The organism is Pseudomonas sp. ATCC PTA-122608 (genome assembly GCF_001952855.1).
In the GTDB taxonomy this organism is placed as follows: Bacteria; Pseudomonadota; Gammaproteobacteria; order Pseudomonadales; family Pseudomonadaceae; genus Aquipseudomonas.
The window spans coordinates 1-20867 of the sequence record NZ_LPNO01000032.1 but is presented as its reverse complement, the minus strand read 5'-3'; the positions used below and the strand labels follow the sequence as shown (position 1 = coordinate 20867).

25 protein-coding genes and 1 pseudogene are annotated in these 20867 nt (G+C 57.9%); 15 read left to right on the top strand and 11 right to left on the bottom strand.

Translation table 11 applies throughout. The features are described 5' to 3' along the window. The 13 genes from AU074_RS23125 to AU074_RS23065 all read left to right on the top strand — a co-directional run. Positions 1-748, top strand: a 748-nt coding sequence (locus tag AU074_RS23125; protein ID WP_173860405.1) for an RHS repeat-associated core domain-containing protein, incomplete at its 5' end; no start/stop codon positions are given. Beyond that, positions 748-1056 carry a hypothetical protein gene (locus tag AU074_RS23120; RefSeq protein ID WP_076016680.1) on the top strand — a complete coding sequence of 103 codons (309 nt, stop codon included), beginning with the start codon at positions 748-750 and terminating at the stop codon, positions 1054-1056. The genes AU074_RS23125 and AU074_RS23120, both read left to right, overlap by 1 nt. 144 nt (positions 1057-1200) lie before the next feature. Continuing rightward, complete coding sequence (locus tag AU074_RS23115; RefSeq protein WP_076016679.1) at positions 1201-1746, top strand: hypothetical protein; 546 nt, start codon at positions 1201-1203, stop codon at positions 1744-1746. Beyond that, positions 1743-2150, top strand: coding sequence for an Imm50 family immunity protein (locus tag AU074_RS23110; protein WP_076016678.1), 408 nt, complete (start codon positions 1743-1745; stop codon positions 2148-2150). Before AU074_RS23115 ends, AU074_RS23110 begins: the two co-directional genes overlap by 4 nt. Positions 2151-2268: 118 nt before the next feature. Beyond that, positions 2269-2631 carry a hypothetical protein gene (locus AU074_RS23105; protein ID WP_076016677.1) on the top strand — a complete coding sequence of 121 codons (363 nt, stop codon included), beginning with the start codon at positions 2269-2271 and terminating at the stop codon, positions 2629-2631. A 137-nt stretch (positions 2632-2768) separates the two neighbouring features. Beyond that, the gene (locus tag AU074_RS23100) at positions 2769-3404 is read left to right on the top strand and encodes a hypothetical protein (RefSeq protein WP_076016676.1); all 636 of its coding nucleotides are present in this window, start codon (positions 2769-2771) and stop codon (positions 3402-3404) included. Between the two features lie 224 nt (positions 3405-3628). Next, positions 3629-3961, top strand: coding sequence for a hypothetical protein (locus AU074_RS23095; RefSeq protein WP_076016675.1), 333 nt, complete (start codon positions 3629-3631; stop codon positions 3959-3961). 269 nt (positions 3962-4230) lie between these two features. Beyond that, positions 4231-4422, top strand: coding sequence for a hypothetical protein (locus AU074_RS23090; protein WP_076016674.1), 192 nt, complete (start codon positions 4231-4233; stop codon positions 4420-4422). Positions 4423-4500: 78 nt separating this feature from the next. Then, complete coding sequence (locus tag AU074_RS23085) at positions 4501-5640, top strand: Fic family protein (RefSeq protein ID WP_076016673.1); 1140 nt, start codon at positions 4501-4503, stop codon at positions 5638-5640. An 88-nt stretch (positions 5641-5728) separates the two neighbouring features. Further along, positions 5729-5971, top strand: a complete 243-nt coding sequence (locus tag AU074_RS23080; protein WP_003209964.1) for an exodeoxyribonuclease VII small subunit — start codon at positions 5729-5731, stop codon at positions 5969-5971. Further along, positions 5968-6855, top strand: coding sequence for a (2E,6E)-farnesyl diphosphate synthase (gene ispA, locus AU074_RS23075; RefSeq protein ID WP_076016672.1), 888 nt, complete (start codon positions 5968-5970; stop codon positions 6853-6855). Before AU074_RS23080 ends, ispA begins: the two co-directional genes overlap by 4 nt. A 110-nt stretch (positions 6856-6965) precedes the next feature. After that, positions 6966-8864 (top strand): 1-deoxy-D-xylulose-5-phosphate synthase, encoded by a 1899-nt coding sequence (dxs, locus tag AU074_RS23070; RefSeq protein WP_076016671.1) that lies wholly within the window; start codon positions 6966-6968, stop codon positions 8862-8864. Positions 8865-9005: 141 nt separating this feature from the next. Next, a complete protein-coding gene (locus AU074_RS23065; RefSeq protein ID WP_076016670.1) occupies positions 9006-10871 on the top strand; it encodes a TonB-dependent receptor domain-containing protein in 1866 nt (621 codons plus the stop codon). A 107-nt stretch (positions 10872-10978) separates the two neighbouring features. Here AU074_RS23065 and AU074_RS23060 read toward each other — a convergent pair whose 3' ends face one another. The 10 genes from AU074_RS23060 to nrdR form a co-directional block, all read right to left on the bottom strand. Continuing rightward, positions 10979-11776 (bottom strand): cobalamin-binding protein, encoded by a 798-nt coding sequence (locus AU074_RS23060; protein WP_076016669.1) that lies wholly within the window; start codon positions 11774-11776, stop codon positions 10979-10981. Beyond that, on the bottom strand, positions 11776-12195 hold the full coding sequence (locus tag AU074_RS23055; protein WP_076016668.1) for a nuclear FMR1 interacting 1 family protein: 420 nt from the start codon (positions 12193-12195) through the stop codon (positions 11776-11778). The genes AU074_RS23060 and AU074_RS23055 overlap by 1 nt, the downstream gene beginning before the upstream one ends. Beyond that, on the bottom strand, positions 12192-12809 hold the full coding sequence (gene ribA / locus AU074_RS23050; protein ID WP_076016667.1) for a GTP cyclohydrolase II: 618 nt from the start codon (positions 12807-12809) through the stop codon (positions 12192-12194). The genes AU074_RS23055 and ribA overlap by 4 nt, the downstream gene beginning before the upstream one ends. Before the next feature lie 128 nt (positions 12810-12937). Further along, positions 12938-13891, bottom strand: a complete 954-nt coding sequence (gene thiL, locus AU074_RS23045; RefSeq protein ID WP_076016666.1) for a thiamine-phosphate kinase — start codon at positions 13889-13891, stop codon at positions 12938-12940. 18 nt (positions 13892-13909) lie between these two features. Continuing rightward, on the bottom strand, positions 13910-14410 hold the full coding sequence (gene nusB, locus AU074_RS23040) for a transcription antitermination factor NusB (RefSeq protein ID WP_076016665.1): 501 nt from the start codon (positions 14408-14410) through the stop codon (positions 13910-13912). Next, positions 14407-14883: a 6,7-dimethyl-8-ribityllumazine synthase gene (gene ribE / locus AU074_RS23035; protein WP_003209986.1), complete on the bottom strand. Its 477-nt coding sequence runs from the start codon at positions 14881-14883 to the stop codon at positions 14407-14409. Before ribE ends, nusB begins: the two co-directional genes overlap by 4 nt. Before the next feature lie 90 nt (positions 14884-14973). Further along, the gene (gene ribBA, locus AU074_RS23030) at positions 14974-16065 is read right to left on the bottom strand and encodes a bifunctional 3,4-dihydroxy-2-butanone-4-phosphate synthase/GTP cyclohydrolase II (RefSeq protein WP_076016664.1); all 1092 of its coding nucleotides are present in this window, start codon (positions 16063-16065) and stop codon (positions 14974-14976) included. Between the two features lie 16 nt (positions 16066-16081). Further along, positions 16082-16759, bottom strand: coding sequence for a riboflavin synthase (locus AU074_RS23025; protein ID WP_003209988.1), 678 nt, complete (start codon positions 16757-16759; stop codon positions 16082-16084). 34 nt (positions 16760-16793) lie between these two features. Beyond that, entirely contained in the window at positions 16794-17930 is a 1137-nt protein-coding gene (ribD, locus tag AU074_RS23020) for a bifunctional diaminohydroxyphosphoribosylaminopyrimidine deaminase/5-amino-6-(5-phosphoribosylamino)uracil reductase RibD (RefSeq protein ID WP_076016663.1), read from the bottom strand. Next, positions 17927-18397, bottom strand: a complete 471-nt coding sequence (nrdR, locus tag AU074_RS23015; protein WP_003209990.1) for a transcriptional regulator NrdR — start codon at positions 18395-18397, stop codon at positions 17927-17929. The genes ribD and nrdR overlap by 4 nt, the downstream gene beginning before the upstream one ends. 139 nt (positions 18398-18536) lie before the next feature. Between nrdR and AU074_RS23010 the strand changes: the two genes are divergently transcribed. Both AU074_RS23010 and AU074_RS23005 read left to right on the top strand, forming a co-directional pair. Beyond that, the gene (locus AU074_RS23010; protein WP_076016662.1) at positions 18537-18995 is read left to right on the top strand and encodes a YbaY family lipoprotein; all 459 of its coding nucleotides are present in this window, start codon (positions 18537-18539) and stop codon (positions 18993-18995) included. Continuing rightward, positions 18992-19648, top strand: a complete 657-nt coding sequence (locus AU074_RS23005; protein ID WP_076016661.1) for a methyltransferase — start codon at positions 18992-18994, stop codon at positions 19646-19648. The genes AU074_RS23010 and AU074_RS23005 overlap by 4 nt, the downstream gene beginning before the upstream one ends. Positions 19649-19704: 56 nt before the next feature. Here the strand turns inward: AU074_RS23005 and AU074_RS23000 are convergent. Continuing rightward, a pseudogene (locus AU074_RS23000) lies at positions 19705-20666 on the bottom strand (IS110 family transposase). Between the last annotated feature and the right edge of the window lie 201 nt (positions 20667-20867).

The following is a 20867-nucleotide window of genomic DNA, read 5'->3' as shown; positions in this document are numbered from 1 at the left end:
CCCGGAAGACGTAAAACCCTTCCACTACCAACTCGACCACCTCGGTACCCCGCAGGAACTCACCGCGCCCGACGGCGAAATCGTCTGGTCCGCCCACTACCGCGCCTACGGCCAAATCGCAAAGCTGGACGTCAACACCGTTACCAACCCACTGCGCTTCCAGGGCCAATACTTCGACCCGGAAAGCGGGCTGCACTACAACCGCCATCGCTACTACAATCCGGACATTGGCCGCTATCTGACGCCCGACCCGGTGAAGCTGGCGGGAGGGCTGAACGGATACCAGTACGTGCCCAACCCGACGGGGTGGGTGGATCCGTTGGGCTTGAATACCTGTCCGGGTGGGGATGGGTGTAAACCTCCTACGGGCGATGAAAACGCCTCGAATAAAACAAAAGTAGACCATGGCGAGCCAATACAACCGGCTCCAGTGGCAAGCCACGAAAAAACCGTCAGAGTAAGACACTACACAAACAGGGCTGGATCGAACGGAATTGAAAAGGACGGAGTAATAATTGCGCGGGATAAAGACAGGGTGTTTGTGGAGCCCGCAAAAAATAAAGTTTTGAGCCCTTTAGACGCCCAAAACAAATATCAAATTAGCAGAGGGAAAGGAAGAGACTATATTGAGATAGATGTACCCGAATCTAGACTAGAATGGATAAAAAACCCAAGATACAACACTATGGAGCTGACCGTAAAAGGAAGTTTAATAATTAAAAACTCTAAATTCACGAGAAGAAAATAATGTTAAAAGCGAACGAAAAGATAGTATTAAGTGGTGACGAGGCATTGGAGATCCTTTCAGAACTCGAGTTCATTTTGATTTCCCTGCATAACATGGGTAGTTTTTATGCCGACAAACCTTTTGCCTTAGAGGAGTACCGAAAAGAAACCACTGACTTTATTGACAACTTTGGTGTTACACGACGACTAGCGCAGGTGAGAAAAATAATCTCACAACATTTTGACGACACTCGCGGGGAAGATGATATGGATGACATTGAAAGACATGTCGCGGATCTAGTCTTGTGGAGACCGCCAGCAGCTAAATGACGGACAAAAAGAGACGAATCTATTTAGTTATGACACAGGCTTATCCTGTCTCCATACAATCGATGACGACAAATGCTCAGCCGCACGGCTAATCGTGCCCACCTTTTTTATCGAGTTAGGAAGGTCGATTTCAAGAGACGATCAATGAAAACAGTATTTATATATGAAGACGGCATTTATCCTTGGGATCAGGTCACCCACAGTGACGACAAGGACTTCCTGACACTCACCTTAATTAATCACGAAATCAAAGAAGCTTGGCCTTCGTGGTGCAAGTTTGAGTTTTTACTCAAAGAAAAGTGGCCATTCAGGGTAACATGGGGCACGTATGGAATAAAGCCATACAGAAAGGCTATGGAATATGTGACTATAAAGGAGTTTTCAAAAAAAGCAGGACCTAGAGATATTTTACTGAAAAATAAAGTAACGTCGGTATACTCCTACATACAGCAATTAAACACGCCCTCTACGGAAACAGCCCCATCAACGCTGGGTAGCGCGTGCAACTCAATACGGCTGATGATACAAAACGAAAGAACCGCTGAACTCTCGCAAAGATTAAGCGCTCTCGATTACGTATCAACCATAGATGATTTCAGACTAATACTATTCAACAGTTCGACCTTATCTATCCGAAACGGCAAAGTACCCGGAGCGAAAGAACATTACTCTTTTAAGGAAAAAAAATGAAACACTGGGACGAACTAGATGAAAGCATATTCTTCTGTAAACTTTTTAGCAGGCCAATAGAGATTGGAAGAATTTCTCTCTTTTCATTACAGATCGAAAACGACCAACCCTTGGTAGGCTTGGGATTCGACATACCGGAATTCCCAGATAACTTACCAGAAAAATGGCAAAACAAAGGATTCAACACTTGCAGGATCGGGCTTACCTGCTCAACCATTCGCGATTTAAAAATCATCAACATCCCAACCAAAGAAACTTTGTCCGTCACTATAGTAGAAAAAAACGACTTTTTCACATTTCAAGCCATCTCAAAAAACTCCCTAATAGAATTCAAAGCAAACTTTATATCTCTAGACGGCCCTTCGGCGTACATAAACGGCGACAAAAAAGATGGATTGTTTTAATTAAACTCAAAAACACCTAAAGAGAATTACTCCATTCACGTAAAACACTAGCCATACCCCTCTAAATCAATAGTGCTTGCAGCCCCACCTTAAGAAAATGATAGTAAAAATAACCAATATGCATTCAGAAGACCATGGCTTGCAGGTGAGTTTCCAGTCACTGTTCGGCAAAGGATTAGCCGCATGGGTTGGAGGGCCACCGCAGATTGGCCAAGAGTACGATATTGAAATGACTCTGGATGAAGCTTTCTGCTGGGGCGAAAATATCAAGCCTTCAGCCAACAATATCGATCTCTTTTATACAGTGAAAGGCAAAACACACCTAACAGCAGAGCTGATCTCAATCGATGACGACAAATGCGCCGCTATACGCCTTAATGGACTCATCATTCTTATAGAGTTAGACAGTGTGCCCGAAGAAAAACCAAGCCATATTGACTTAACGACAACCCAAATTCACTTATACCCAACGAGACTTTAAGTGCAACCTTAATATAGACCACCCCACATAAAAAACTCGCGATCACAATCCGCACGTGAAGATCGAAGCAAATAAATAACGACTTAAAGTTTCTCCCGCCTTGATGGCGACTCACACACTTACTTCAAGGGATATCAATGAAAACAGTATTTATATGTGAGGACGGCATTTATCCTTGGGATCAGGTCACCCACAGTTACGACAAGGACTTCCTGACACTCACCTTACTTAATCACGAAATCAAAGAAGCTTGGCCTTCGTGGTGCAAGCTTGAGTTTTTACTCAAGGAAAAGTGGCCATTCACGGTAAGATGGGGCACGTATGGAATAAAGCCATACAGCAAGACTATGGAATATGTGACGATAAAGGAGTTTTCAAAAAAAGCGGGACCTGGAGATATTTTACTGAAAAATGAAGTAACGTCGGTATATTCCTACATACAACAATTAAACACGCCCTCTACAGAAACAGACCCATCAACGCTGGGCAGCGCTTGCAATTCAATACGGCTGATGATACAAAACGAAAGAACCGCTGAACTCTCGCAAAGATTAAGCGCTCTCGATTACATATTAACCACAAATGATTTCAGACTAATATTATTCAACAGTTCGACTTTATCTATCCGATTCTTTAATGGCGAGACTTACGGGGCCATTCAGTTAATATGTCACTCAAAACATAAAAACCTCATCCTACCCAAGATAAATGAAATAAAAATAAAAGAAATAACAAGAAGCGACATTTACGAATATATGCAGAGCCCTTCATAACTCTAAGCTCCATAAGGCAAAACGCTCACCCAAACATAAAATCCATGGAAGCAAACAATACTAGAGCAAAATAAAGATATAGCACTAACTGGAATGGAAGCACTGAAAGTATTATCGGAAATTGAGTTCATACTTACTTGCGCGACATGGGTGGTTTTTATGCTGCCAAGCCTTTTGCGCTGGAAGAATACTGAAAAGAAATACTTCAAAAAGGAACCGCTTTAATGAAGCTGATAACTGTACCTTTGACCCGAGAAGCCTTGAAACTTCTAGACTTGGACGCTTGCCCTAAGAACAAACTAGAACAACTGGACCTGAGCGAAGACGAATACCAACAACTAACTAAATCAGAAATCATTGAAAACATAAACTCAAAACTCGGAAAACTAATAGACGACTATGAAGATGAAAGTATACAGAGTGTTACCGAACTGACGACTATGCTCGAAATCCTAATGATCGCGGCAATCCCCGAGAACCCTGGCCTATTAAAAAAACTAATAAAACTCACCAATACAGCGCTGAAAAATAATACAGGCATATTCTTCTTTTTCTGACATTTCCACACCCAATTACCAACGCTCTGCACAGCGACCAATAGTAAGCATGCTCCTTTCACAACCATCTGCTCAGGCTACTCATCCTTTTTTCCGGAAAATCTCATCGCTCTACCATCCCCCACCTCAACCATTCCCCCACAAATGCCGCCCTGCCATGCCCGACTCCCCTCGCAACCGCAACCTCGGCCCGCTCCACCGCCGTCACCGCAGTGAACTCCTGGCGTACTTCACCCGCAGGGTAAACTGCCGCGAAATCGCCAACGACTATGCATGACGCCTTCATCCACCAGATCAACAGCGAAGTCGCGAAGATCGGCGACGTTCGCGCTTTTCTCTATCGCATCGCCAATAACCTAACCATCGACCACTCCTGGCGCAACCGCGTGCGTGACATCAACGGTGACCAAGATTGCCCTCACCCGTCGCATCTTGATCGTACGCGGCTGACTGGACAGTGAGCCGAATAGCTCACACAATCGGCTCACCAAATGAGCCGAATAAGCCTTCTATTCGGCTCACACACCGAGCATACCTACATGGATCACCCATACTGGATCTGGCAACAACCCGACTGGCCGCACTTTCACTGGCAACCAGAGCGCCTTGCAGCGTTGTTGCGAGAGTGCACGCAGGCGCAAGGAAAGTTGCTGGGCATGCTGGGTTCGGTCAGCCAGGCACAGAGTTCAGAAAACGAACTGGATGCGTTGCTGCAAAACATTCTGACCTCCTCGGCAATCGAGGGTGAGCAACTGAATGTGGGCTCGGTACGTTCCTCTTTGGCCCGACGCCTGGGCCTGGAGCAATTGCAAGAAGGCTCCGTGAGCCGACGTAGCGAGGGTTTGGCTGACTTGATGCTGGACGCCACGCAACAGTTTGCTCAACCGTTTACCCTCACCCGTCTATTCAACTGGCATCGATGGTTGTTTCCCACCGAGGAAACCCGTCTTTCCACGCACGGGTTGAACGTAGGAACCTTAAGGGGCGATGAGCCCATGCAAGTCGTGTCGGGACGACTGGACCGACCCACTGTGCATTTCGAGGCCCCACCCCGCCAAGGGCTAGAGCAGTCGCTGGACGATTTCATCGAATGGTTTGAAGCCAGCCGGAATCATGCGGCCCTTGACCCATTGCTGCGCGCAGGCCTGGCGCATTTCTGGTTCGTCACCCTGCACCCCTTCGATGATGGCAACGGTCGTCTGACGCGGGCTATTACTGACCTCGCGCTTGCCCAGGCAGGGAACCGGGCGATCCGCTTCTACGCCATGTCGGCAAGCATCCTTGAAGACCGGGCGGGCTATTACCGCGCACTGGAAACCAGTCAAAAGGCCACGCTGGATGTCACCGATTGGCTTGAGTGGTTCCTGCAAACACTGCTTCGCAGCCTGCAACAGGCCATGGCGCGGATTGACCGGCTGCTGGGCAAAACCCGCTTCTGGCAACAGCATCGGGACCACGCACTCAGCGCCGAACAGAGCAAAGTCTTGAATCGCCTGCTCGACGGTGCCGAAAAGGGCTTTGAGCACGGGATCAGCGCGGCTCTGTATCAGGCAGTGGCCAACGTGTCCAAGGCCACGGCGACCCGACATCTGGCCGATCTTCTGGAAAAAAACTGCCTGGCTCGACTACCCGGCGGCGGCCGCAGCACCCGCTACCAGATCAACACCCAAGGCGATTGATTTCCAAGGCAAATCCCCCCACTCATTTGCCCCAATCCCCCATGTCTGCTAGTGTCGCGCCGGTTTACCGTCTACCGGAATAGCCGCCATGGCCCGCAAAAAAGTTGCACTCGATTTCGAACAATCCCTCGCCGACCTGCAAACCCTGGTCGAGCGGATGGAGAACGGCGAGTTGTCGCTGGAAGACTCGCTGACGGCGTTTGAGCAAGGCATCGGCCTGACCCGCGACTGCCAGAGCGCCTTGGCGCAGGCGGAGCAGAAGGTCCAGGTGTTGCTGGAACGCGATGGGGAGTTGGCCGAAGAACCTTTCGATGCGGAACAGCCTGAATGATCGACGCTTATCAGGCCGGCAGCCAGGCCCGGGTCAATGCTGCGCTGGAACCGCTGTTTGTTGCGCCTAGCCCGGAGCTGAACCGCCTGTATGAGGCCATGCGCTACAGCGTGATGAATGGCGGCAAGCGCGTTCGTCCGTTGCTTGCCTACGCGGCCTGCGAAGCACTCGGCGCGCAAGCGGAAGAAGCCAACGGCGCCGCCTGTGCGGTGGAGTTGATCCACGCTTACTCCCTGGTACACGACGATTTGCCGGCGATGGACGACGACGATCTGCGTCGCGGCCAGCCCACTACCCATAAAGCCTTTGATGAAGCCTGTGCGATTCTCGCCGGTGACGGCCTGCAAAGCCTGGCGTTCAGCGCTCTGCTGGACCCGCGCCTGAGCAACGTCAACGCCGAGATCCGCTTGCGCATGGTTACCGCGCTGGCACTGGCCGCAGGCCCTGCCGGCATGGTCGGCGGCCAGGCGATTGACTTGGGCTCGGTCGGTTTGAAGCTCGATCAAAAAGCCCTGGAATACATGCACCGTCACAAGACCGGCGCGCTGATCGAAGCCGCCGTGCACCTCGGCGCTCTGGCCAGTGGCCGTGCCGAAGCCGCGCAACTGGCGGCGCTGCAAACCTACGCGCGGGCCGTGGGCCTGGCGTTCCAGGTGCAGGACGATATTCTCGACGTTGAAAGTGATACCGCAACCCTCGGCAAACGCCAGGGCGCAGATATCGCACGAGACAAGCCGACTTATCCTTCGCTGCTCGGCCTGCAAGCCGCCAAGGCTTACGCCCTGGAGCTGCGGGACCAGGCACTGGATGCCCTGCGACCTTTCGACGCGGCTGCCGAGCCACTGCGTGACCTGGCGCGGTATATCGTCGAACGTCGCCACTGACAGCAACGGCCTTTTCCACCGCATATCAGCCAAGTTCGGCGCTCTGCGTGGGCAGTTTGCGATGCTTGAGGTAAACTGCCGCCTCTTCTATACCTATAACGATTCGCCTGATGCCCACGACGTTCCAAGAGATTCCCCGCAAGCGCCCGGCCACGCCCCTGCTGGACCGTGCCAACACGCCAGCCGGCCTGCGCCGCCTGGGTGAAGCCGAGCTGGAAACCCTGGCCGATGAGTTGCGCCTGGAATTGCTCTATACGGTCGGCCAGACCGGTGGGCATTTCGGTGCCGGCCTGGGCGTCATCGAGCTGACCATTGCGCTGCATTACGTGTTCGACACCCCGGACGACCGGCTGGTGTGGGACGTGGGTCATCAGGCCTATCCGCACAAGATCCTCACCGGACGCCGCGAGCGCATGGCCAGCCTGCGCCAGAAGGACGGCATCGCGGCCTTCCCGCGCCGCTCCGAGAGCGAGTACGACACCTTTGGCGTCGGACACTCCAGCACCTCGATCAGTGCAGCGCTGGGCATGGCGATTGCTGCCCGCCTGCAGAACAGCGATCGCAAGGCGATTGCGGTGATCGGTGATGGCGCATTGACCGCCGGCATGGCCTTCGAGGCGCTGAACCATGCGCCGGAAGTGAACGCCAACATGCTGGTTATCCTCAACGACAACGACATGTCGATCTCGCGCAATGTCGGCGGCCTGTCGAATTACCTGGCAAAAATCCTCTCCAGCCGCACTTACGCCAGCATGCGTGAAGGCAGCAAGAAGGTGCTCTCGCGTCTGCCCGGCGCGTGGGAAATTGCCCGTCGTACCGAAGAATATGCCAAGGGCATGCTGGTTCCCGGCACCCTGTTCGAAGAGCTGGGCTGGAACTACATTGGCCCGATCGACGGTCACGACCTGCCAACTTTGATCGCGACCCTGCGCAACATGCGTGACCTGAAAGGCCCGCAGTTCCTGCACATCGTCACCAAAAAAGGCAAAGGCTTCGCCCCGGCGGAAGTCGACCCGATTGGTTACCACGCGATCACCAAGCTTGAACCGTTGAACGCACCGGCTGCTGCGCCCAAGAAAGCCAGCGGGCCGAAGTACTCCGGCGTGTTTGGTGAATGGCTTTGCGACATGGCCGCCGCCGATCCGCGCCTGGTGGGTATCACCCCGGCGATGAAGGAAGGCTCCGACCTGGTAGCGTTCAGCGAGCAGTTCCCGCTGCGCTATTTCGACGTAGCGATCGCTGAGCAACACGCGGTGACCTTCGCCGCCGGCATGGCCTGTGAAGGCGCCAAGCCGGTGGTAGCGATCTACTCCACGTTCCTGCAACGTGGTTATGACCAGTTGATTCATGACGTCGCGGTGCAGAACCTCGACGTGTTGTTCGCCATCGACCGTGCCGGTTTGGTAGGCGAAGACGGCCCGACCCACGCCGGCAGCTTCGATCTGTCCTTCCTGCGCTGCATCCCCGGCATGCTGGTGATGACCCCGAGCGACGAGAACGAACTGCGCAAGATGCTCAGCACCGGCCACCTGTACAACGGCCCGGCGGCTGTGCGTTATCCGCGGGGCAATGGCCCGAATGCGGTGATCGAGAAAGACCTTGAACCTATCGAGATCGGCAAGGGCATCGTCCGTCGCCAAGGCAGCAACGTTGCCTTGCTGGTGTTTGGCGTGCAGTTGGCTGAAGCCTTGAAAGTGGCCGAGAAGATCGACGCCACGGTGGTGGACATGCGTTTCGTCAAACCACTGGATGAGGCACTGGTACGCGAGATCGCCGGTAGCCATGAGCTGCTGGTGACCCTCGAAGAAAACGCCATCATGGGCGGCGCCGGTGCGGCGGTCAGTGAGTTCCTGGCGCGGGAGAACATCCTCAAGTCGGTGCTGCATCTGGGCTTGCCGGATGTGTATGTCGAGCATGCCAAACCGGCGCAGATGCTGGCCGAGTGCGGGCTGGATGAAGCGGGGATTGAAGCTTCGGTTCGTCAGCGCATGACCCTGCTGGGTCTGTAGAAACGCGATTAAAAATGTGGGAGCGGGCTTGCTCGCGAAAGCGGTGGGTCAGTCAAAAGATGTATTGACTGACACGGCGCCTTCGCGAGCAAGCCCGCTCCCACATTTGTTTATGCCAACTTCAAATGCTACGGACAGCCCATGAGCCGCCTTCGCCTTGCCCTGCCCCTTCTGTTATTGCCAGCCACCGACCTGCTCGCCGACAGCTTCGAACGCGACGAAGCCCTCAAGCTGCCCGACGTGGTGATCAGCGCCAACCGCCAGGTGCAGGCGCGTAACGACAGCAGCGCCGCCAACACGGTCTTTACCCGCGACGACATCGACCGCCTGCAACCCACCAGCGTGACCGACCTGCTGAGCCGCGTGCCCGGCGTACAGGTTTCACAAGCCGGTGGCCGTGGCAGCCTGGCGAGCGTTTACATTCGTGGCACCAAGTCGGCCCAAAGCCTGGTGTTGGTCGACGGGCAGCGCATCGGCAACTCGACTTCCGGCGACAGCAACCTGCAGCACCTGAACATCCAGCAGATCGAACGGGTGGAAGTGCTCCGCGGTTCGCGCTCGGTGATCTACGGCAGCGATGCGATTGGCGGGGTGATTCAGATCTTTACCCGACGCGGCAACGAGTCCGGCCTGCAACCCCGCCTGCATGTGGGATTTGGCAGCAACCAGACGTGGGAACGCAGCCTGGGCCTGTCCGGCGGTGACGAGAAAACCCGCTTCAACCTCGGCGCCAGCCTGGATGACACCGCCGGGATCAATCGCACGTATGCCTCGTACCCCAGCGACCGCGACCATGACGCCTATCGTAACCAGTCCACCAGTTTCAGCCTGAGCCATGCCTTCAACGATGACCTCGAAGCCGGGGTGAACGTGCTGGATAACCGCGGCAAAAGCGAATTCGACAACTCGTTCTCCCCGCAAAAGCCCTATTCCAACTTCACCGTAAGCAGCGTCAGCAGCTATGTCGACGCACGCATCAATGAAACGTGGAAGTCCCGGCTGGAAGCGGGCCACAGCGAAAACCGCGAAGAAACCCGGGACAAGCTCAGCACCGAACGCAGCGTGTTCAACACCTACCGCAACTCGCTGAACTGGCAAAACGACCTGACCCTCAATGAGCAGAACAGCCTGATCCTGGGCGGCGACTGGTACGAGGACCGGGTCAACAGCAGCACCGCGTTCGCCGAAGACAGTCGCTGGAACCGCGCCGCGTTTATCCAGCACCGTTTCCAGGCGCAATCTTTCTCCACAGAACTGGGCCTGCGCCGCGACCAGAACCAACAGTTCGGCGGCCACAACAGCTGGAGTGGCACCTTCACCCTGCCGCTGAACCCGGACAATGATCTGTTGCTGAGCTATAGCGAAGGCTTTCGGGCGCCAACGTTCAACGACCTCTATTACCCGGATGACCTATACGGGATAAACAGCAACCCGAACCTCAAGCCCGAAACCTCGAAAAGCTACGAGATGCAGTGGCGAAGCCAACTCAACGACACGAGCCGACTGGAAGCCTCGTTATATAGGACCGACCTGAAGGACGCGATCGTACTCAACGGACACGTCCCGCAAAACGTCAGCTCCGCGCGCATCAACGGCTTCGAGGCGGCGCTCAAGCAAGAGCTGTTCGGCTGGCAAAGCAGCCTCGGCATTGCGCTGATCGACCCACGGGACCGCGACACCGGGCGCACACTGGCGCGTCGGGCCAAGCGCACCTTGAGCCTGGACCTGGATCGTCAATTCGATCAGCTCGGCGTCGGCGCCAGCTGGCAGGCAGTGAGCAGCAGCTACGACGACGCGGCGAACCAGCAACCCATGGGCGGCTATGGCTTGCTCGGTCTACGGGGGAGTTGGGCGGTAAATCGTGAGATCAAGCTGGAAATGAAGCTCGATAACCTGCTGAACAAAGAATACAGCCGGTCGCTGTATCAGTATCAGGGCCAGCAATATGGCTATCGGGAAGAAGGCCGGGCGTTGATGTTCGGGGTGACCTGGAGCCCGGAAATCTAAGGCGCCGGCACCGGCCTCATCGCGGGCAAGCCCGGCTCCCACAGGGGGCCGTGTTTATCCAGACGACTCGTTCAAATGTGGGAGCTGGCTTGCCTGCGATAGCGGTCTCACAGACTCGGTGCAATCACCTGACACAACCGCGCCACCGCTTCAAGCATCTGCCCGCTGGGTCGTTCCAGGCCCTTGTCGGGCACTACCAGCAAATGCCCGTTCGCCACCGCCGCCACCTGTGGCCAGGCCTTCCACACATCAAGCTGCGCTTGATCGCCCGCCAGAATCACCTCGGGATTGCGCTGCAACACCGACTCAATGCTGACCTGCGGCGCCGGCAGCTTGAGGTCATCAAACACATTGCGCGCCCCGCACACACTCAGTGCATCGCTGATGATCTGCCCGCCGCCAACGGTGTACAGGGGCTGGTTCCACACCTGATAAAACACCCGCCACGGCTCGGCTCGGTAATAGCGCAAGCGCAACTCGGCCAATCGCTGGCGCAACTGCGAGGCCAATTGCCGGCCGGCATCAGCCCGCCCCAGTTGCCGGGCAATGGTTTCAACTTGCGAGGTGAGTTGTTCGAGGCTGTGGGGTTCGGCGACAAACACCGGGATGTTCAGGCGTTGGAGCTGCTCACGCTGGGCCGGGCCGACGCTGCCCGGCCAGAGCAGGATCAGGTCCGGCTTGAGGCTGAGCAGCCGCTCCATGTCCAACTGCCCGTAGTTTCCTACCGAAGGCACGTTCGCCAAGGCCTGTGGCCGCTCGCCGCCGTCCAGCACGCCCACCAGCAAATCAGCAGCGCCCAGCTCAACGACGATTTCAGACAAGGAAGGAGCAAGGCTGACAACCCGCTCGACCGCCGCAGCCTGAGCCGCGACGACCAGCAGCAACACCGCCAGCCAGGCGCGCATCAACCCAACTGACGCGGAATGCGATAGAGGTAGAACAGCACCAGGGTCGACAGCGCCAGCAGAAACAGCGGCACCGCTTCCAGCCCGACAAACACTGCCAGCGCGCCAACCCAGGCCGGCAATGCAGCCACCAGCAACGCCACACGACGACGGGCCGCGAGGGTGATCCAGGCAGCCGGTTCTTCAGGGGTATCGAGGGCTTTGCCCGTGGCGATCAGCGCGTGCTTATAGCCATGAAAGTAACGCAGGCTGACAAACATCGAGGCCACGCCGGCGATAAAAAACGGCATCGCCAGCACCGGCAGCAAGGGATCGGCCTTGCCAAACACCAGGTTGACCACAAACAACGGCACCAGCGCCAACGCCAGGTATTGCCACCAGTTAAACGACAGTCGCCGCTTGACCTGGCCACGCGTCACGCCCGGTCGGCCTCGCCTTGGTGCTCGTTGCCCATCATGTGGTCGAGCTTGCTGGCCTTGGTGGCCAGGTAGAGTTTGTTGTGCGGGTTGTGGCCGGTGTGCAGCGGCACGCGCTCGGCGACGGTGATGCCCATGTCGGTCAAGGCTTTGACCTTGCGCGGGTTGTTGGTCATCAGGCGCAGGGACTTGACGCCCAGGTGCTCGAGCATCGGCAGGCAGATCGCGTAATCACGCTGATCGGCTGCAAAACCCAGGCGCTCGTTGGCTTCAACGGTGTCGGCGCCGCCATCTTGCAGCTCGTAGGCGCGGATCTTGTTCAGCAGGCCAATGCCACGGCCTTCCTGACGCAAGTACAGCAACACACCACGGCCTTCGCGGGCGATGGCCTGCAACGCGGCTTCCAGTTGCGAGCCGCAGTCACAGCGCTGGCTGAACAGGGCGTCGCCGGTCAGGCATTCAGAGTGCAAACGGCCGAGAACCGGCGCACCGTCGGCCACATCACCGAGACTCAGAACAACGTGTTCGCGCCCGGTGGCTTCTTCAAGAAAACCATTCATGGTGAACGTGGCAAAAGGGGTTGGCAGCTTGGAAGCGGCAACGAAAACGACGGGCACCGTGTGCTCCTGATTTCTGATTTCACAGGGGATAGATTGTAACAGCAGGTTCCTACAGACGCTTAAGCTGAATTGTCGCTGATAAAGATCAATAGGTTCGATTGGCCTTCAGCTTGGTTCTATGCCTTTCAGAAATGTTGATAGCCACGAATGGCGGGTGTGATGTCCTGGCCAGCCGCGTCCAGCAGGGTAACGCCCAGCCCTGCCTCGACCCGGCCGATCACATGCACCGGCACACCCGACGCCAGCAACGGTGCCAGTTCGGCTGGCGGCAAGGTGAACGCCAGCACGTAGTCGTCACCGCCGCTCAACGCGGCCACCCGGGCATCCGCGTCGCCAACGAACGCCAGCAAGGCCGCCGACAAAGGCAACTTTTGCTGCTCGATCAACAAGCTGACAGCCGACGCCTTGGCGATATGCCCGCAATCAGCCAGAAGGCCGTCGGAAATATCCATGGCAGACGTGGCCTTGCCCCGCAACGCCAAACCCAGCGCCAACTGCGGTTGCGGCGACCAGTACTGGGCCAGCAGCGGCTCGGCGATCGCAGCCTCTGCCGTGCGCTGCCCCAGTACCAGCGGCAATGCGCCTGCCGCGTTACCCAACTCACCGCCAACACACAGCAAGTCGCCGGGCCGCGCGCCGCTGCGGGTCAAGGCCTGGCCCGCTGGCACCCGCCCGAACACCGTCAGGGTCAGGCTCAGCGGCCCACGGGTGGTATCACCACCCACCAGAACCACACCGCAACCCTGCGCCATGGCGTTCAAACCCTGGGCATAGCGTTGCAGCCAATCGGCATCAACCGTCGGGGTGGTCAGGGCAAGGGTAAACGCGAGGGGATTGGCGCCCATGGCTGCCAGATCGCTGACTGCCACGGCCAGCGAGCGCTGGCCGAGCAGAAACGGATCGCAGGGGTCGGCAAAGTGCACGCCGGCCACCAAAGTATCAGTGGAAATCGCCAGCTGCTCCCCGGGAGGAACCGCCAGCAAGGCGCAGTCGTCGCCAATCCCCAGTGCAATGCCTTCGCCGCCCTGCGCACAAGGCGCGGCGGCGAAATAGTTGCGGATCAGCTCAAACTCGCCCATTGCGTCAGCAAGCGCCAGTTAGCGCTTGTACGCCTTCACTTCGGCTTCACGCAGGCGCGGGGCCAGCTTGTCGAGCACGCCGTTGACGAACTTGTGACCGTCGGTGGAACCGTAGACTTTCGCCAGTTCGATCCCTTCGTTGATCACTACGCGGTACGGTACGTCGACGCGCTTGAGCAGTTCCCAGGTGGACAGGCGCAGTACGGCCAGTTCAACCGGGTCCAGCTCTTCGATCGCCAGGTCCAGGCACGGCGACAATGCAGCGTCGATCTCCGCCAGGTTAGCCGGAACGCCGTGGAGGATGTCGTGGAAATAGCTGGCATCGGCCGCGCTGAAATCGTTGTCGACGCGAAATTGCGCTTCGATTTCGTTCAGAGAGGTTTTAGCCATGTGGCGCTGGTACAGCGCCTGGGTCGCGAGCTGACGGGCCGCACGACGCTTTTCGCTCTTCGAGGGCTTGCCGGCGTCTGCTGGGCGCGGGTCCTGGGGGTTGAACTGATCGCTGTCGTCGCTAATCACTTTGCCTCCAACTGTGCCAACAGGCTGACCATTTCCAGGGCGGACAGGGCAGCTTCGGCACCTTTGTTACCGGCCTTGGTGCCGGAACGTTCGATGGCTTGCTCGATGGAATCAACGGTCAGCACGCCAAAGGCGACCGGCACGCCGAACTCCATGGACACCTGAGCCAGGCCCTTGGTGCATTCGCCAGCCACGTATTCGAAGTGCGGAGTACCGCCACGAATGACCGCGCCCAGGGCGATGATCGCCGCGTATTCACCCTGCTGTGCAACTTTCTGCGCAACCAGTGGAATTTCGAAGGCGCCGGGAGCGCGGATAATGGTGATATCGCTTTCGCTCACACCGTGGCGAACCAGGGCATCCACAGCACCGCTTACCAGGCTTTCAACCACGAAGCTGTTGAAGCGGCCAACCACCAGGGCATAGCGGCCTTTGGGGGCGATGAAGGTACCTTCGATGGTCTTCAGGGTCATTCGACAAATCTCTTAAAGAGCCGGGACGCGCTTAGTGCGCGCCCCTCAGTGATATTTGAACCGCGAACAAGGGGTAAACAACGCCGGCCTTTATTCGGAGGGCACGTATTCTACTACTTCCAGGTCGAAACCGGATATGGCATTAAATTTCATTGGCGCACTCATCAGGCGCATTTTGCGTACGCCCAGGTCCCGCAGGATCTGCGAACCGGCACCGACGATGCTGTAGGTGGTCGGTTTTTTCACCGGCACGTGGTCGGCGGTTTCGCGGATATGCGCCAGCAACACGTCGCCATCCACCGGGTTACCGAGCAGCAATACCACGCCGCTGCCAGCCGCGGACACCGCGGACATCGCGGCCCGCAGGCTCCAGCGCCCCGGTTGCTTGACCATCAGCAGGTCGCGCAGCGGGTCCATGTTGTGCACCCGCACCAGGGTCGGCTCTTCAGCGCAGATGGTGCCCAGGGTCAGGGCCATGTGCACGTCGCCTTCCACGGAATCACGATAGGTCACGAGGTTGAACTGGCCCAGTTCGCTGTCCAACGGCTGCTCGGCAATCCGCTGAACGGTACGTTCGTGGATCATCCGGTAGTGAATCAGGTCGGCAATGGTGCCGATCTTGATGTTGTGCACCGCGGCAAATTCTTCCAGCTCGGCGCGACGGGACATGGTGCCGTCGTCGTTCATCACTTCGCAGATCACACCGCTCGGCTCGAAACCGGCCATGCGCGCCAGGTCGCAGGCTGCTTCGGTGTGGCCGGCGCGCGCCAGGGTGCCACCCGGTTGGGCCATCAGCGGAAAGATGTGGCCAGGGCTGACGATATCTTCGGCCTTGGCGTCTTTCGCGGCAGCGGCTTGTACGGTGCGGGCGCGGTCAGCAGCGGAGATGCCGGTGGTCACACCGGTAGTCGCTTCGATGGACACGGTGAACTTGGTGCCAAACCCCGAACCATTGCGCGGCGCCATCAATGGCAGCTTCAGCAGCTCGCAGCGCTCGCGGCTCATTGGCATGCAGATCAGGCCACGGGCGTGCTTGGCCATGAAGTTGATGTGTTCCGGCTGGCACAACTCGGCGGCCATGATCAGGTCGCCTTCGTTCTCGCGGTCTTCGTCATCCATGAGGATGACCATCTTGCCTTGGCGGATGTCTTCAACCAGTTCTTCGATGCTGTTGAGCGCCACGCGGCACCCCCTTGGGTCAGGATTTAAGGTAGCCGTTAGCGGCTAAAAAACTTTCAGTGATGTTCCCGGCGGGCCCTTGAAGAGAGTCAGACTCTGCGGCCTTGTCGCCCAACAGAAGGCGCTCCAGGTAACGGGCAAGCAAGTCGACTTCCAGGTTCACCCGGCGACCCGGCTGGTACGACGCCATGATGGTTTCGCTCAGGGTGTGGGGAATGATGGTCAGTTCAAATTCGGCGCCATTCACGGCGTTCACGGTCAGGCTGGTGCCGTCGACGGTAATCGAGCCTTTGTGGGCGATGTACTTGGCCAGCTCTTTGGGCGCGCGGATGCGGAACTCCACGGCACGCGCGTTTTCGCTGCGGGCGACGACTTCGCCGACACCGTCGACGTGACCGCTGACCAGGTGCCCACCGAGGCGGGTGGTCGGGGTCAGGGCTTTTTCCAGGTTCACCGGGCTGCCGCTCTTGAGATCGTTCATCGCGGTGCAGTCCAGGGTTTCCCGGCTGACATCGGCGGCAAAGCCGTTGCCAGGCAATTCGATGACGGTCAGGCACACACCACTGACGGCGATGCTGTCGCCCAGTTTGACGTCGCTCAGGTCGAGCTTGCCGGTTTCAACCAGCAGGCGTACGTCGCCGCCTTTTGGGGTCATTGCACGGATGCTGCCGATGGATTCGATGATGCCGGTGAACATGCCGTTCTCCTGAAGACGTGGCGCAGGCCGGGAATTATACGCTCGCTGATGGCAGAGGGATGGCAGTGACTCGCCAGTCGTCGCCCACAGCGCGCATTTCAGTGATCTTGAGTTGGGGGGCGTCGGCCAGTTTCTCAAGCGGCCAGTCCAACAAAGGCCGGGCAGCGGAGCCGAGGAACTTGCCGGCGACGAATATCACGTACTCGTCCACCAAGCCTTGCTGGGCGAAGGCGCCAGCCAGGCTTGGGCCGGCTTCCACCAGCACTTCGTTGACGCCACGGGCCGCCAGGGCCACCAGCGCGGAACGCAGGTCGACCTGGCCGTCGACGCCCGGTACCACCAGGCACTCGGGGCCGGTGGGGTACTGGTTGTCCGGGGTCACGCAAGTGATGACCAACGCCGGGCCGGCCTTGAAGAACGGCGCGTTCAGCGGCACCCGCAGGCGACCGTCGATCAATACGCGCAGCGGCGGACGGGACATTGCCAGGGCGGTGGTTTCTTCATCCAGGCCCAGCTCGGCAGCGCGCACCGTCAGGCGAGCGCCATCGGCCAGCACCGTGTCGGCGCCGGTCAGCACCACACTGGCCTGGGCCCGCAGGCGTTGCACGGCGGCACGGGCGGCCGGGCCGGTGATCCACTGGCTTTCGCCATTGGCCATGGCAGTGCGACCGTCCAGGCTCATGGCCAACTTGACCCGCACAAACGGCAGGCCATGCTCCATGCGCTTGAGAAAGCCCGGGTTAAGCGCCCGCGCTTCGTTTTCCAGCAAGCCGCTGTACGTCTCGATCCCGGCCTGGGCCAACCGACGCATGCCACGCCCGGCGACTTCCGGGTTCGGGTCCTGCATCGCCGCGACAACACGGGCCAAACCGGCATTCACCAGAGCATCGGCGCACGGTGGCGTATGCCCGTGGTGGCTGCACGGCTCAAGGGTCACGTAGGCCGTGGCGCCCCGGGCCTTGTCGCCCGCCGCCCGCAGAGCATGGACTTCCGCATGGGGTTCGCCGGTGCGCACGTGCCAGCCTTCGCCGACAATCTGCCCGTCACGCACGATCACGCAGCCAACCCGTGGGTTGGGGTGGGTGGTGTACAGACCCTTGCGCGCCAATTCCAGGGCACGGGCCATGTAATGAGCGTCGAGTACCGCTTGTTCTGCCGAAGGTGGGTTCATTCTTTTACCGGCTCACGGGCCAGGCGGTCGATCTCTTCGCGGAACTCGTTGAGGTCCTGGAAGCGTCGATACACCGAGGCGAAACGGATATAGGCGACTTCGTCGAGCTTTTGCAGCTCGCCCATCACCAATTCTCCAACTACCAGGGATTTGACTTCGCGCTCGCCAGTGGCGCGCAGCTTGTGCTTGATATGCACCAGCGCCGCTTCCAGCCGCTCGACACTCACCGGGCGTTTTTCCAGGGCGCGCTGCATTCCGGCGCGCAGTTTTTCTTCGTCGAAAGGCTGGCGACTGCCGTCGGTCTTGATCAGACGTGGCAATACCAGTTCGGCGGTTTCGAAGGTGGTGAAACGTTCACCGCAGCCAGAGGCCAGGCATTCACGCCGGCGACGCACCTGTTCGCCCTCGGCGACCAGACGCGAGTCAATGACCTTGGTGTCGTTGGCACCGCAGAAGGGACAGTGCATGGTGGCAGGCAACAAAAAATGGGAGGGCCATGGTAGCGCATCCCTGTGGCAAGACAAGCCATAGCCTTTACGGTATATAGGCTGACTATTATGTTTCATATTTTTTAAGCCACGGATTTTGTCCTTTCTGGAGCCGTACATGCAGTTACGACCACTTGTTTTGCTCACGTTGCTCGGTTTTCTGGTCGCCTGCAGCAGCCATGCCCCAAAACCGGCGGCACCCGTTGCCGCCCCTCAACAAGAGAAAAAAATCCCGGGTGTGGAAGAAGACCTCGGCCCGCTGCCCGCCTACCAGCGTGAAGTCAGCGGCCAATTGAACGGCGTACCCGCTGGCGCGGAAGTCGAACTGGCGCTGCTGGTGATCGACGACCGCTCGCGCCCGCAACAACTGCTCGCCAGCAGCGTGCTGATCGGCAATAACAAGCCGTTGGCCTTCCGCCTGCGCTTCAACCCTGAAGCTTTCCCGGTGGGTGCCCGCGTTGAACTGCGCGGTCGCGCCAGCCAGTCCGGCCAGTTGATCCTGCACCTGCCGCCGGTGCGCATCACCCAGGCGATCACCCAGACCACAGGGCCGCTGCAACTCGTCACTGCACCATGACGCCACCGCTGGACCTGCAACGCGCCCTCAGCGAACTGATCGGCGACGCCCAACTGGTGCCCTGCCCGCTGCCGGGCACCGAGTTGTCGTTGTGGCTGCTGGACGCCGACAACATGGACCGCGCTTTCAGCCCAGAAGAAACCCGACGCATCCTGCATGAGCCGCCTTACTGGAGTTTCTGCTGGGCCAGCGGTTTGGCGCTGGCCCGGTATCTGGCGGCTAATCCCGAGTGGGTCGCGGGCAAGCGGGTGCTGGATTTCGGCGCAGGCTCGGGCGTTGCCGGGATTGCCGCGGTAAAGGCTGGAGCGCTGGAAGTGGTGGCGTGCGACCTGGATCCGCTGGCCCTGGCTGCCTGCCGGGCGAATGCGGAACTCAATGGCGTGACACTGGGCTATTCAGCAGACTTCTTCACCGAAGCCGACCGGTTTGACCTGATCATGGTCGCCGATGTGCTGTACGACCGGGCGAACCTGCCGCTGCTGGACCAGTTCCTCACCCGGGGCCGCGAAGCGCTGGTCGCCGATTCCCGGGTTCGGGACTTCCAGCACCCGGACTACCAGCGCCTGGAAATCCTCGACGCCCTGACCCTGCCCGACTTGGCCGAACCGTGGGAGTTTCGCAAGGTGAGCCTGTACCACTCGCAGCGCGCTTGAGAGCATCGCGGGCAAGCCCGCTCCCACATTTGAAATGTATTCCCCTGTGGGAGATTCTATGGTTTAGGGGAAGCCCCCAAAACCGCTTTCGACTGGTATTCACTTTGGTTTTTCATGAGGGAGAACGCGATACGCGCTAGCTTGCGAGCGATGATAACCAAGGCCTGAGTCGTTTTCAGGCCTCTGCCCAGATAGCTTTGATAGAGCGGTTTCCAAGCGTTTGACTTGATACCTGCTGACGCCGCGTTATGCAGCAACCGACGGATCTCCGAGTCCCCCTTTTACTCAGTGATCGACGTCCGCTCATTTGCCCCGAGTCAGACACCCTCAAGTCCATTCCTAGGAACGCGATATAGGCATCGGCACTTTCAAACTCGCCTCGTTGAAACGCCATCGTCAGTGCTACCGCAGTGAGAAAACCAATCCCCTCAACGGCCTGGCAGCGTTTGATCTGATGCAACAGACCTGCCTCAGTGACGGCATCTAATATCCGTTTTTCAATAAGCCCTTCGTGTCTCGCAAGGCAGGCTGAGACACTTTTTGATGAGGCCTTAAGTAGTGGCTCACCTGCCCAGCTTTGGTTAAGGCCAACTCGCATCTTCACCAACGCTGCCCGTCGGCGAAGCAAGCTTTGAAGCTTGGTATAGACCTTCGGCGGCGGGTTCCAGGCACGTAAATCAGCCTGCTCATTTTTCAAATAACGGGCCAGTAAACGCGCATCGCTGGCGTCTGTTTTCGCCCGCCCACCCGTGCTTTTGCGGTAGTGATTAAGACGGTAGCCATCAATCACGTAAACCATATGGCCCATCCCATGAGCCAAGTTGACCGTATCCAGGTGATAGATATTGGTCGCTTCGATCGCGATGCCACTGCCCTCGGGCAGAGATTTGAGCCACGCCTTCAGCTCGGTTTTGTTGTTCGGCACAATCTTCAATTCGTCTGTTTCAAAGTGACAGGCCACGACTTCAGCCTTAGCGACATCCACGCCGATGATTGATTGCAAGACAGTCATTGCCATGAAAAACGCTCCGGGTTAGGGTTTATGGGCTTGTCGGGGCTTCACCGTTGCGCTGGCTTGCTTCTATCGTCGGTCATGGCCGATGCATTCCTTATCGGCGCTTTGGTGAAGGGGTGGGGCGAAGTCTCCCACGGTCTGTACTGGCTAGAGTCAGATGCTGGCTTTTAGTCCCACCACCCCTACAAGTCTAACCATACAAGC

Coding starts and splice junctions, on each gene's coding strand:
- AU074_RS23115 (WP_076016679.1), top strand. CDS start 1,201: ATGAAAACAGTATTTATATATGAAGACGGCATTTATCCTTGGGATCAG.
- AU074_RS23120 (WP_076016680.1), top strand. CDS start 748: ATGTTAAAAGCGAACGAAAAGATAGTATTAAGTGGTGACGAGGCATTG.
- AU074_RS23060 (WP_076016669.1), bottom strand. CDS start 11,776: ATGCGCGCCTGGCTGGCGGTGTTGCTGCTGGTCGTCGCGGCTCAGGCT.
- ispA (WP_076016672.1), top strand. CDS start 5,968: ATGATCGACGCTTATCAGGCCGGCAGCCAGGCCCGGGTCAATGCTGCG.
- AU074_RS23090 (WP_076016674.1), top strand. CDS start 4,231: ATGCATGACGCCTTCATCCACCAGATCAACAGCGAAGTCGCGAAGATC.
- AU074_RS23065 (WP_076016670.1), top strand. CDS start 9,006: ATGAGCCGCCTTCGCCTTGCCCTGCCCCTTCTGTTATTGCCAGCCACC.
- AU074_RS23095 (WP_076016675.1), top strand. CDS start 3,629: ATGAAGCTGATAACTGTACCTTTGACCCGAGAAGCCTTGAAACTTCTA.
- ribE (WP_003209986.1), bottom strand. CDS start 14,883: ATGACCCTGAAGACCATCGAAGGTACCTTCATCGCCCCCAAAGGCCGC.
- AU074_RS23105 (WP_076016677.1), top strand. CDS start 2,269: ATGCATTCAGAAGACCATGGCTTGCAGGTGAGTTTCCAGTCACTGTTC.
- AU074_RS23080 (WP_003209964.1), top strand. CDS start 5,729: ATGGCCCGCAAAAAAGTTGCACTCGATTTCGAACAATCCCTCGCCGAC.
- AU074_RS23085 (WP_076016673.1), top strand. CDS start 4,501: ATGGATCACCCATACTGGATCTGGCAACAACCCGACTGGCCGCACTTT.
- AU074_RS23005 (WP_076016661.1), top strand. CDS start 18,992: ATGACGCCACCGCTGGACCTGCAACGCGCCCTCAGCGAACTGATCGGC.
- AU074_RS23110 (WP_076016678.1), top strand. CDS start 1,743: ATGAAACACTGGGACGAACTAGATGAAAGCATATTCTTCTGTAAACTT.
- AU074_RS23010 (WP_076016662.1), top strand. CDS start 18,537: ATGCAGTTACGACCACTTGTTTTGCTCACGTTGCTCGGTTTTCTGGTC.
- dxs (WP_076016671.1), top strand. CDS start 6,966: ATGCCCACGACGTTCCAAGAGATTCCCCGCAAGCGCCCGGCCACGCCC.
- thiL (WP_076016666.1), bottom strand. CDS start 13,891: ATGGGCGAGTTTGAGCTGATCCGCAACTATTTCGCCGCCGCGCCTTGT.
- AU074_RS23025 (WP_003209988.1), bottom strand. CDS start 16,759: ATGTTCACCGGCATCATCGAATCCATCGGCAGCATCCGTGCAATGACC.
- ribD (WP_076016663.1), bottom strand. CDS start 17,930: ATGAACCCACCTTCGGCAGAACAAGCGGTACTCGACGCTCATTACATG.
- AU074_RS23100 (WP_076016676.1), top strand. CDS start 2,769: ATGAAAACAGTATTTATATGTGAGGACGGCATTTATCCTTGGGATCAG.
- nrdR (WP_003209990.1), bottom strand. CDS start 18,397: ATGCACTGTCCCTTCTGCGGTGCCAACGACACCAAGGTCATTGACTCG.